Below are 11434 nucleotides of genomic sequence, written 5' to 3' on the forward strand. Positions count from 1 at the left end.
ATCCTCATTCCTATTTACTTTATTTGCGGCCCATTTTTGGTGCCGATAATGACTTTATCTGCACCGCGATGGGCAAATAAGCCGTTTGTTACTACACCAACAATCTGGTTGATTGTTAGCTCTAATTCTTTGGCATTGCTGATATCTAAATTATGTACGTCTAAGATGACGTTACCGTTATCTGTTACAACACCTTCGCGGTAAACAGGGTCACCGCCAAGTTTAACAAGTTCACGCGCTACATAGCTGCGTGCCATTGGGATCACTTCAACAGGAAGTGGAAATGCGCCTAATGTTGTAACTTCTTTTGATTCATCAACAATACATACAAATTGCTTTGCTACTGCAGAAACGATTTTTTCACGAGTTAGCGCAGCGCCACCGCCTTTGATCATTTCATTGTGTGGGTTGATTTCGTCTGCGCCATCAACATACACATCAAGACTTGATACTTCGTTTAGCTCAAACACTTCAATACCCAGTGCTTTTAACTTTTCTGTCGAAGCTTCAGAGCTTGAAACCGCACCAATAATGGTGTCTTTTACAGTACCCAGTGCATCAATAAAATGATTTACTGTAGAGCCTGTACCTACACCAACAATGGTATTTTTGTTTACAAACTCGAGAGCTGCCCAGGCAGCGGCTTTTTTTAATTCATCTTGCGTCATAATTATGTGCTCAGTTAGCTGTCAGAGAAGGCCTATAGTATACAAACAGTTTGCTTACCATTGGTAGATTTTCTCTGGGGTTATAATGTGTTTTAACGGTACATCCCATGATTCAATCGGCAATGCCGGCACATGCTGACATTGATGGGCAAGACCAATCAAAATTGGTTTTTGCCAATTCTCTAGGTAATACCGAGCCAACGTTTTGTCATAAAACCCACCGCCCATTCCTAAACGGTTACCTTGATCATCAAATGCCACTAACGGCATAAGTAAAATATCAAGCTTGTCTAAAGGACATATTTGACTGCAATTTAACTTGGGCTCCAAGATACCATAGCGATTTGCAGTCATGGGTGAATTTTCTTCATACCTCTGAAAGTATAAAGTTGTGCCATTGAAGGGGTGAATTATAGGTAAGTATAAATGCTGTTTTTGCATCCATAATTCTTTAATTAACAATGAGGTGTCTAATTCTCCGTCATTACTAAAATAAATGCCTATGTGGGCATTTTTGGTGGTTTTTAGTGATTTTAAGTGTTGAGTAAAATTCATTTTCAGCGCAATTGCTGCATTTTTTTGTTGTTCTACAGTCAGTGAATTGCGCTTTTTTCGAATGGATTGTCTAATTTCTGCTCGTGTGTTGCTCATGTCAATATTAGTATTAACTTTCTAAAAAGGAGAAAAGTTCAGGAAAAAGTTCCACCACACCTAAAATGATCAATAGCACAATGACCATCGCAATAAGCGAATAGAGTAGGGTGTTTGAACGCTTTTTAACGGGCTCTGTTAATTCTTCTTCAAGCAGTAGATCATCTTCTTGCCAGCTATCGTCGCTATCAACAACGCTGTTGTTCTCAAGTTCAGGTAAACGTTGCTCTAAGTCATCTAGCTTTTCTTCTAGGCGAATAAGGCTACTGGTGATGTAATCAAGCGCATCAAAAATGCGTTCTTCACGCTCTTTGGTTTGTGCTGCCGCATCTGTTGATTGCGTGCTGGTGGCTGCTTGATTAATTGGTTGGAGCTTGGCTTTAATACCTACACTGGCTAATAACTTAGCTTGCTTTAATGCTTTGTCTTGCTCGCTTGGTGCAAATAATGGCTTATGCTCAAACAGGGCAGCGACTTTGTCAGTGGTTGTTTTTAGTTTTGCGGCTAGTTGCTCTGTTGCTTGTGCTTGCTCAACACCGGCCTCAAGCCCTGCAAACATTACACGAAATTTTTCTGCCATTAGCTGATTATCCAAATCCTTAAATCAATGACTTGAGTATATACCCAAAAAGATTAGCGGAAAAACAAAAGCCCGTATAAAACGGGCTTTTTCTATTTTGGTTTGCAAATACGCTGGTTAGTATTTAGCAGCTTTGCCTTCGACTGGGAGTGATTTAAGGATAAAATCACGTAAGTCATTGTTTGATGACTCAAGATCTGCATGACGTAAATACATCATGTGACCACTGCGATAGCCTTTAAAGCTTAAGCGGTCTTTCATTTTGCCACTTGGGTCTAACTGCCACATTGTGTATTTAGCATCAAAGTAGTTTGTTGCACCGTCGTAGTAACCAGACTGGATCATCACGTTTAAGTATGGGTTTTGTGCCATCGCTAAACGTAAGTTTTCACCAGTATTGTTGCCTGTGCGATCCCAAGGGTGCACATTTCCGAACAGGTTATATTTGATATCTGTTTTGTAATTAAGCTCTTCACGAAGGTAATAGTTAATTGCAGGCGTGAATGAGTGTAACCATGACGTAAGCTCAGCCCAGTAATCAGGAGACTCACCTGCATCACGTTTGTCGATACCTAGGTAACGAGAATCTAAACGACCAACCGTTTGACCACGCTCACGTAATAGTTCTTTCCAGAAGAAGTTTGTTGGAATATCTAAGTTGTTTTGCTCAACAAACTTTTCAGATAAACCCGCGTATTTAGCTGCTTGCTTGATGATGGCTTGTTTTTCATCTGCAGGTAAGAAACCACCTTTAGCAATCGCTGGTAAGAACTTATTCACTGTGAATTGTTCAACTTCAGGAAGTAACTCGTCTAAGTCTTTTGCTTGTAAGTCTGCGCTAAGTGCTTTGTGGTACCAAGCCGTTGCCGCAAAGTAAGGTAAGCGGTTTGCAGCTTCTACAGGGCCCTCACGTTTAATACCAATTTCAGTTGGTGATACTAAAATAACGCCATTGATATACATCCACTGACGGTTTTGTAATTCGTGAGCAAGACCCGAAACACGAGTCGTACCATAGCTCTCACCAATTAAGAACTTAGGTGAGCGCCAGCGCTCGTTGCGCGAAACAAAGGTATTTAGCCACTCTGCTAAGTATTTGATGTCTGCGTTAACACCAAAGAACATTTTTTGCTGGTCGGATTTACTTGGTAGTTCACCCTTCTCGTTTTCAAGAACGCGCGAGTAACCAGTATTAACAGGGTTGATATAAACGATATCAGCCACATCTAAAATTGAATAAGGGTTATCTTTTACACCATAAGGTTGAACTGGGTAGCCCTCGTCATCAATTTTTAATACACGTGGTCCAGTATAAGCAAGGTGCATCCACACAGAGGCAGAGCCAGGGCCGCCGTTGAACGAGAATACAAGAGGACGTTTTGTTCTGTCGTCTACTTTATCGCGAGTATAATAAGTATATTGCAGTGTTGCGACAGCATTGCCTTGCTCGTCCCATACTGGTTGAGTGCCAGTGGTTGCGGTGTATGAAAAGCGTTCACCATTAATGCGGGCTTTGTGCTCAGTAACCACTTTACTGTCTACGTCGATGCGACGTTCATTATCAGCAAAGCTTGGTGTGCTGAAGGTCAGAGTTAGTGCTGTCACTGACAAGCCAATAAAACTAACTAGTTTCATGTTGATTCCTTATTATTCGAATTGCAGCTATTAAAAAGTAAAGCCAACTCGATGACAAACTAATGAGACTAGTGACCAATATTAGCCGTTAAACAGAAAAATAGCCGAAAATGCTGAGCGGATTACAAAAAAGTGCATTTTTTTAGCAAAGATATTTTGCTTAATTATTTAGCTAGATTAAAAAATGACGTATATTTAGCGTGTTTATAATCTGTGTACACGTGCTTAAGAAAGAGAAGTTGCAATGCAAAGAGTATTAGTAGTTGAAGACAGTAAAGTAGTACAGCAAGTGTTACGTCACCTCGCTGCTCACTATTTAGATGTGGCTGTCGACTTTGCGTGGTCTTTAAAAGAGGGCGTCTCTTTAATATCAGAGCACGATTACACCTTGGCTTTAGTCGATTTAACGCTACCTGATGCGATGAACGGCGAAGTAGCTAAATACACCTTATCAAAAAACATCCCGACCGTTGTTCTGACATCAAAGATTGATGAATACATTCGCCAGCAAATGTTAGAGCTGGGAGTGGTTGATTATGTCGTTAAAGATAACCGCGACTCCTACCATTATGCGATAAAACTTGTTGCACAATTACTTAGAAACGATGGTAGCAAAGCGCTGGTAGCGGATGACTCAGTACTAAGCCGCACTTTAATGAAGCAAATGCTCGAAAAGCAATTATTTGATGTGCGTGATGCCCAAGATGGTGAGCAAGCACTCCAAATACTTAAAGATGACCCTGAAATCAAGCTATTACTTACTGACTATGCTATGCCAACGATGGATGGTTTTGAGCTAGTTAAAGCGGTACGTAATTTCCGCGGCCGTGATGACTTAGCAATTATCGGCTTATCAGGTGCTGGTAAGCATGGGTTATCGGCGCGCTTTATTAAATACGGCGCAAACGACTTTTTAACTAAGCCGTTTATGAATGAAGAGTTTCATTGCCGCGTTATGCAAACCATGGAGCAGCTTGCTTTAATAGCAGATATAAAAGAAAGCGCATACCGCGACCATTTAACAGGCTTGCATAATCGTCGCTATTTTTATCAATACGCTGAAAAACTGCTTAAAAATGTTGAGCAAGAAAACGTACTGGCTTTGCTTGATATCGACTTCTTTAAAAATGTGAACGACCAGTTTGGTCACGAAGCCGGTGATCAGGCACTAAAACAAGTGTCTTCATTTTTAAAGACTAAATTTGATGACTTCACCATAGCGAGAATTGGCGGCGAAGAATTTGCTGTGGTACTGCATAATATGGATTTAGCTAAGGCCGAATCAAGGCTCAATACCTTCAGAGAGCAGTTAGCGAGTCATGCCTTTTCAATTAATGGTGAGCCTTACTCATTAACCATGAGTATTGGTATGACCCAATTCCAAAAAGTATCGCTTACAGCCGCAATGCGCATTGCTGATAAGGCGCTATACCAAGCTAAACAGCAAGATCGGAACTGCTTAGTGAAGCTATAGTTGTGCTAATTGCACCAGCGCTGGTTAATTGTTAAAAAAATGCACCATTAGGGTGCATTTTTTTTGTGCAAAAACCAAATTTGTTTTTTAACTTATTGAAAATAAATAATAAAAAATAGTGGCACAAAGGTTGGATTGTATAAGCCAACAGGATAACAATAAGCGTCCGAAGGGGGCCACTATGAAAATGATTAGTGCAATAATAAAGCCATTCAAACTTGATGATGTACGTGAAGCATTGGCTGATTTAGGCATTGAGGGGATGACAGTTGTCGACGTTAAAGGCTTTGGCCGTCAACGTGGTCATACTGAGCTATATCGTGGAGCTGAATACCAAGTCGATTTTATTCCAAAGATCAAACTTGAAATTGCAACTCGTAGCGAAAATTGTCAACGCGTTGTTGAAACCATCACAAAAATTGCTTCAACAGGCAAAATTGGTGACGGCAAAATTTTTGTTTACGACCTAGACCAAATCGTTCGTATCCGTACTGGCGAACTTGATGAAGAAGCAATTTAAGGGGGAATTATGGAAAACACTATCGTAGAGTTGAAGTTCTCACTCGACACATTTTACTTTTTGATGTCGGGTGTTTTAGTAATGTGGATGGCGGCTGGTTTCGCTATGCTTGAAGCAGGTTTAGTTCGTGCAAAAAATACAACAGAAATTCTAACTAAAAACGTTGCACTATTTTCTATTGCCTGCACTATGTTTTTATTAGTGGGTTACAACATCATGTATGTTGATAACGCAGAAGGTGGTTTTATCCCTTCATTTGGTGCATTAATTGGCACTCAAGCTGCTGATGCAAATCACTCTTTAGAGTCTGATTTTTTCTTCCAAGTTGTGTTCGTAGCGACAGCTATGTCAATCGTATCTGGTGCGGTTGCTGAGCGTATGAAACTATGGGCATTCTTAGTATTTACCGTTATCTTAACGGGTTTTATCTACCCAATCGAAGGCTACTGGACATGGGGCGCAGGCTTCCTTTCAGCAATGGGCTTTGTTGACTTCGCAGGTTCTGCCATCGTTCATGGCGCAGGTGCTGCTGCAGCGCTAGCGGGCGTACTATTCTTAGGTGCTCGTAAAGGTAAATACGGCAAAAATGGTGAAATCTACCCAATTCCAGGTTCTAACTTACCGTTAGCAACATTGGGTACATTAATCCTTTGGATGGGTTGGTTTGGTTTCAATGGTGGTTCTCAACTACTTGTATCTGACGCTGAAAACGCAACTGCAGTAGGTAAAATCTTCTTAAACACTAACGCAGCAGCAGCATGTGGCGCAATTGCAGCACTGTTTGTATGTAAAGTGTTATGGGGTAAAGCAGATTTAACTATGGTTCTGAATGGTGCATTAGCAGGTCTGGTAACCATTACAGCAGAGCCAGCATCACCAACACCATTACTTGCTTGTTTACTTGGTTTATTAGGTGGTTCTCTGGTTGTATTTAGCATCGTTGCTCTTGATAAAGCAAAAATCGATGACCCAGTAGGTGCTATCTCTGTACACGGTGTATGTGGTGCATTAGGTATCATGTTAGTGCCACTTTCAAACTCAGATGCAACCTTCGTTAATCAATTAATTGGCTTAGTATGTATCTTAGGATTTGTGTTCATCGCGTCATCAATCGTGTGGGCAATCCTGAAAAATACCATGGGTATCCGTGTTACCGAAGAAGAAGAATTAAACGGTATGGATCAACATGACTGTGGTATCGATGCTTACCCAGAGTTTGTATCAGTTCGCAGTAACTAATCTCAGTGCGTGCAATTGCACGCACACAACAATATCATTGTGTGTTCAAATCAAAGCTCTACTTAGGTAGGGCTTTTTTGCATTTAAATAAGCCTTTTCTGATAGGCGAAATAGCTATTTGTTGACTATGCTTAATATTCCAAACTAACAAGGAAAAACGATGGATAACAAACTCTTGCTTATAATAATTTCGCTGTTTTTACCGCCTGTTGCGGTATTTTTAAAAGCGGGTGCGGGTAAAGACTTAGTGATTAACATTATTCTATGCTTTATCTTCTTTATACCTGCTGTGATCCACTCACTCTGGTTGTGTACACGCTAAACGAGTTTAAGTGACTGTTAATTTTACAGGTGTTAACATTACGCTATTCACGGTGTAATCCTGTAAAATTAACTGACCTATAGCGAACTCAATGGCTGATAAAAAAACTCCTGCAAAAAAGTCGTCTAGTAAACCGAAGGCGTCGTCAAAAAATACTACCGCTAAACGTTCAAGCTCATCGCAAGCACCAGCGAAAGCGGGTGTGCTACGAAAACTTTGGTCAATTTTTTGGAAATTAACGATGGCAGTCATTATTGCCATGGTGCTGTATCTTATTTATTTGGATGCAAAAATTACTCGCCAATTTGAAGGCAACAAATGGCAGTTACCCGCACAAGTATATGCCCGTGCAATGAGCTTTTATCCTGGGCAGTATTTATCTCAGCAAGAGGTCATTTGGGAGCTAAACCGTTTAAATTACTCATCTGTAAATAAGCTAAGCCGAACAGGTCAGTATGTTAAATCTGCTAACAGTATTAAAGTGTACCGTCGTGAATTTGAGTTTTATGATGGCCTTGAGGATGCACACGTTATTGAGCTGCGTTTTTCAGGGCAGAAATTAGCAACCATCAAAGATAAATTTGGCCGTCGTTTAAATAATGCTCGATTAGAGCCTGTTCAAATAGCTCGTATTGGTAATGACTCAAAGCAAGACCGCGAGTTTGTGCCGCTTGATAAATTTCCGCCGATGCTAAAGGACACTTTACTGGTGGTTGAAGATCGTAATTTCTATCAACACCATGGTGTATCTGTGTGGTCAATTATGCGTGCTTTATACAGTAATATTAAAGCCGGACGTACAGTGCAAGGGGGCAGTACATTAACCCAGCAATTAGCAAAGAATATATACCTTACCCGTGAGCGTTCACTGGTGCGTAAGTTTAATGAAGCGCTTATCGCCTTGATATTAGATTACCGCTACAGCAAAGATGAAATTTTAGAAGCCTATCTGAATGAAGTGTATTTGGGTCAGTCTTACAATCAAGGTGTTCACGGTATGGGTCTTGCCGCTGAGTTTTATTTTTCAAAGCCTGTGGATGAGCTTGAATACGACCAAATTGCGCTATTAGTGGCTATGGTTAAAGGTCCTTCATATTACAACCCGCGTCGTTATAGTGAACGTGCAATGGAACGCCGTGATCTAGTACTACGTTTAATGGTTGAAAATAAGCTAATTGATACCCGTGAATATCGCGCAGCATTAAAGCGCCCTATTGATATTGCACCAATGAAAGACAGCCTGCAAAAGTCATATCCTGGTTACTTAGAGCTTGTTGACCGTGAGTTAAAACGTCTATTACCCGATCAACAAGTGTTGGATGCGGGGGTTCGAGTATTCACCTATTTTGATTTACAAAAGCAAACGGCCATGGAAGAGTCGGTTGAAGCAAGCCTACCATACCTTGAAAAGCGCCCTAATACCGAAGAACTTGAGGCGGCGATGATCTCTGTTAACGTTGAAAAGGGTGGGGTATCGGCGTTAGTTGCAGGCCGTGACGTGCGTTATTTTGGTTTTAACCGTGTGCTTGATACCAAACGTAATATTGGCTCATTGGTTAAGCCTGCGGTTTATTTAACTGCGTTTGAAAGTGGTCAGTTTAATGTTGCCACATTGGTGGATGACTCACCGCTGCAAGTGACTAATGAGCAGGGTAAAGTGTGGCAACCTGAGAACTTCGACAAGCAGTTCCGCGGCCCTATGCCTCTTTATAAAGCATTTAGTAACAGTATTAATATTCCTGCGGTTAACACGGGTCTTGATGTTGGTGTAGATAAAGTCGCTGATACCTTGAAGCGTTTAGGTGTAGAAGGACGTATTGATCAATACCCGTCGTTACTTTTAGGTGCACTTGAGCTATCTAGCTTTGAAGTAGCGCAGCTTTATACAACCCTTGCCGCAGATGGTCAGTACCGTGAATTAACGTCTATTTCAGCCCTTACAGACTCAGTAGGTAAAGTGCTTTATAAGCATGATGTCAGCTCACAAAAACGCTTTGATGATGCATCAATTTACATGACGAAGTATGCAATGAAGCGCGTGACTAAAGATGGCACGGCTAAACGCCTAAATGCTCATTTCCCATCGATTCAGCTTGCTGGTAAAACAGGCACTAGTAACGAATTACGCGATAGCTGGTTTGCCGGTTTTGACCAAAACACCGTGACCGTTGCATGGATTGGCCGCGACGATAACAAGAGCACAGGTTTAACTGGCAGTGTTGGCGCACTAGAAGCTTACATTCGTTACCTTAAACCACTCAACCCTGAAGCCATAGCAGATACTCGTCCGGCTTCTATTCGTTGGGCATTCATTAATGAAGAAACCGGCCTGCAAGCGCCTCCGGGTTGTGGCAAAGTGGTGCAGCTCCCCATTCGTGCAAGCGAGTTTGAGCCTAGACCTAATTGTCAGCGTTAAACTTGGCCATTGAATTATTTAGCTCAACACAAAGTTGAGCTAAATTTTGTACGCTATCCATTGCCATTAGTGCACTTTTCTCAGTATCTTTGGCAAGATCTCTGACATCTTCAGCGTGGTGTAAAGCGTTTTGAATGGCAGTGCCTTGCTGGCTGACTTGCACTGCAATTTGTTTTCCTTGCATGCCAATATCAGACATTGATGCTGCGACAGCTAATAAGTTATCTTTAGTGTGCTCAGCGCTTTGTGAACCTTGCTCCATCTTCTGTACACTTGCTTGCATTTTATCTTGGGTGAGTTTTGTTGCCCCCTGTAGCGAATTAATTATTTGATGGATCTCATGAGTTTGCTGCTGAGTGCGTTTTGCAAGTGTTCTTACCTCATCTGCGACTACGGCAAAGCCACGGCCTTGCTCACCGGCTCTGGCTGCTTCAATAGCTGCATTCAATGCAAGTAGGTTAGTTTGCTCGGCAATTTCATTAATACCATTACTCACGCTGCTAATCGCTTGGCTATCTTTCGCTAGTAAAGCTAAAGCGGCAAGACCCTCGTTAAACTCCTGCTGTAAAAGGCTCATATGTGTGGCTAAGTGTGCACTTTCATCTGCCCCTTTTTGCACTTGCTTAGCGGCTGACGAGGCTAACTCAATGGCTTGTGATGCAGACACTTCAACATGCTCTGCTGCTTGATTCATTTCAGATAACGATTGGCTAATCGTGGTAACTCTTTGCTGTTGTATTTGCACATCTTGATTCGTTTTTTCCGAATGATTCGTAACGCTATTCGTTGTTGCTATGACACTATTTGTTGTGTGTCTAACTTCATTCACCATTAAAGTAAATGATGCCAGTACATGATTAAATTCTTTACCAATTGTGGTTAGTTCATCATGTCCCGTTACGTTTAAGCGTGCTGATATATCACCTTGTGCTGCGCGGTTAGCCGTTTTAGAAAACAGATCTAATGTATCAACAACGAGCCGATAAAAGCCAAGCATTAAGTAACTGGCAATCATCAAAGACAAAAGAGCAGCTGCAATAACTAGATACAGTATGAATTGCTGCTGGCTTAACTTGTCGCTGATGATGCGCATAAGAGTGGGTTCAGTGGTTGCTATATAGCGCTCAATGCTTTCTTTTAAGCTGGTTTTTAAACTTAAAAATTGTGCTTGGCTCAATTCAATCGTATCTGGCTCGAGCAGCTTCTGAGTTATCTGTTGTGAGAACTGAGTTATGTTTTCAATGAGTGCCTCAGCAGCAGGGGAAAGCTGCTCTTTTAAGTTACTATCTTGTTCAATTGCAATCGTGAACGCATCTTTAAATTGCGATGATAGTTGCGGTAGCGCTTTAATTTGATTGGATAAAGTAATAAAACTTGCAGGTGTGAACTGGCCCTGTTTTAGTACTTGCTCAGTGCTCTGATAGGTTTCATTCAGGTGATAGATTATGTCAGGTAAGTGAGTGACAAGGGTGCGATTTAAATAATTGATTGCTAAATTTTGACTGACTGCTAATTGTGACTCAATTGATACTTGCTCCAGAATATTGCCAGTATTGTTAGCATTTTTTAAATACCCAAGTTGCTGCGCTGAGCTCTGCATTGCTTGTTGATTGTTATCGACAACATGTGTCAACAGCAAACGGTAACTCGTAATTCCTTTGTACTGTTGTTGTGAAATTTTAATATTTTGATTTAAAAGGCTTATTAAGAAAAACAAGCTAAGGCAAAGTGGGAAAACCAATAAACCAAATAGTAAAGTTATTTTGTGTTTGTACTTAAGTTGCGCCATTAAATTAACAGCAGGTGTAATTAGCCTATTCACAGTTGCCTCGAAACATTGTCAGTCGAAACTAGATAGACCGAGTTTAGGGCATATATTATTCAAAAATGTTAGAAAGTGATTGTTGTAATGGTTGTTATTAAAATAAA

At 41.0% G+C, this 11434-nt stretch carries 10 protein-coding genes; 5 read left to right on the plus strand and 5 right to left on the minus strand.

Annotation, left to right across the window (positions count from 1 at the left end; genetic code table 11):
* Positions 1-14 precede the first annotated feature (14 nt).
* The 4 genes from rpiA to CWC28_RS09485 all read right to left on the minus strand — a co-directional run bounded on the left by rpiA (position 15) and on the right by CWC28_RS09485 (position 3534).
* A complete protein-coding gene (gene rpiA / locus CWC28_RS09470) occupies positions 15-668 on the minus strand; it encodes a ribose-5-phosphate isomerase RpiA (RefSeq protein WP_063706249.1) in 654 nt (217 codons plus the stop codon).
* A 54-nt stretch (positions 669-722) separates the two neighbouring features.
* The gene (locus CWC28_RS09475) at positions 723-1319 is read right to left on the minus strand and encodes a 5-formyltetrahydrofolate cyclo-ligase (RefSeq protein ID WP_063706251.1); all 597 of its coding nucleotides are present in this window, start codon (positions 1317-1319) and stop codon (positions 723-725) included.
* 13 nt (positions 1320-1332) lie between these two features.
* Complete coding sequence (locus CWC28_RS09480; RefSeq protein ID WP_063706254.1) at positions 1333-1899, minus strand: hypothetical protein; 567 nt, start codon at positions 1897-1899, stop codon at positions 1333-1335.
* 117 nt (positions 1900-2016) lie between these two features.
* Positions 2017-3534, minus strand: a complete 1518-nt coding sequence (locus CWC28_RS09485) for a S10 family peptidase (protein WP_063706256.1) — start codon at positions 3532-3534, stop codon at positions 2017-2019.
* 244 nt (positions 3535-3778) lie between these two features.
* On the opposite strand from CWC28_RS09485, the gene CWC28_RS09490 reads away from it, so the two are divergent.
* The 5 genes from CWC28_RS09490 (at position 3779) to mrcB (ending at position 9505) form a co-directional block, all read left to right on the plus strand.
* Positions 3779-5008, plus strand: coding sequence for a diguanylate cyclase (locus tag CWC28_RS09490; RefSeq protein WP_063706258.1), 1230 nt, complete (start codon positions 3779-3781; stop codon positions 5006-5008).
* A gap of 181 nt (positions 5009-5189) precedes the next feature.
* Entirely contained in the window at positions 5190-5528 is a 339-nt protein-coding gene (locus CWC28_RS09495; RefSeq protein ID WP_054554260.1) for a P-II family nitrogen regulator, read from the plus strand.
* Between the two features lie 9 nt (positions 5529-5537).
* Positions 5538-6767, plus strand: coding sequence for an ammonium transporter AmtB (locus CWC28_RS09500; protein ID WP_063706260.1), 1230 nt, complete (start codon positions 5538-5540; stop codon positions 6765-6767).
* Between the two features lie 160 nt (positions 6768-6927).
* Positions 6928-7089 (plus strand): YqaE/Pmp3 family membrane protein, encoded by a 162-nt coding sequence (locus CWC28_RS09505; RefSeq protein WP_082401591.1) that lies wholly within the window; start codon positions 6928-6930, stop codon positions 7087-7089.
* Between the two features lie 91 nt (positions 7090-7180).
* Positions 7181-9505, plus strand: coding sequence for a penicillin-binding protein 1B (mrcB, locus tag CWC28_RS09510; protein WP_063706262.1), 2325 nt, complete (start codon positions 7181-7183; stop codon positions 9503-9505).
* Here the strand turns inward: mrcB and CWC28_RS09515 are convergent.
* Positions 9489-11144 carry a methyl-accepting chemotaxis protein gene (locus tag CWC28_RS09515; protein WP_167350248.1) on the minus strand — a complete coding sequence of 552 codons (1656 nt, stop codon included), beginning with the start codon at positions 11142-11144 and terminating at the stop codon, positions 9489-9491. The two genes, mrcB and CWC28_RS09515, sit on opposite strands and share 17 nt — an antisense overlap.
* Between the last annotated feature and the right edge of the window lie 290 nt (positions 11145-11434).

Origin of the sequence: Pseudoalteromonas sp. S4492 (genome assembly GCF_005886115.1) — a bacterium.
In the GTDB taxonomy this organism is placed as follows: Bacteria; Pseudomonadota; Gammaproteobacteria; order Enterobacterales; family Alteromonadaceae; genus Pseudoalteromonas; species Pseudoalteromonas gelatinilytica.

Bases quoted from the DNA above. Each gene is read 5' to 3' on its own strand.
- CWC28_RS09505 (WP_082401591.1), top strand. From the start codon at position 6,928: ATGGATAACAAACTCTTGCTTATAATAATTTCGCTGTTTTTACCGCCT.
- CWC28_RS09475 (WP_063706251.1), bottom strand. From the start codon at position 1,319: ATGAGCAACACACGAGCAGAAATTAGACAATCCATTCGAAAAAAGCGC.
- rpiA (WP_063706249.1), bottom strand. From the start codon at position 668: ATGACGCAAGATGAATTAAAAAAAGCCGCTGCCTGGGCAGCTCTCGAG.
- CWC28_RS09490 (WP_063706258.1), top strand. From the start codon at position 3,779: ATGCAAAGAGTATTAGTAGTTGAAGACAGTAAAGTAGTACAGCAAGTG.
- CWC28_RS09500 (WP_063706260.1), top strand. From the start codon at position 5,538: ATGGAAAACACTATCGTAGAGTTGAAGTTCTCACTCGACACATTTTAC.
- mrcB (WP_063706262.1), top strand. From the start codon at position 7,181: ATGGCTGATAAAAAAACTCCTGCAAAAAAGTCGTCTAGTAAACCGAAG.
- CWC28_RS09485 (WP_063706256.1), bottom strand. From the start codon at position 3,534: ATGAAACTAGTTAGTTTTATTGGCTTGTCAGTGACAGCACTAACTCTG.
- CWC28_RS09480 (WP_063706254.1), bottom strand. From the start codon at position 1,899: ATGGCAGAAAAATTTCGTGTAATGTTTGCAGGGCTTGAGGCCGGTGTT.
- CWC28_RS09495 (WP_054554260.1), top strand. From the start codon at position 5,190: ATGAAAATGATTAGTGCAATAATAAAGCCATTCAAACTTGATGATGTA.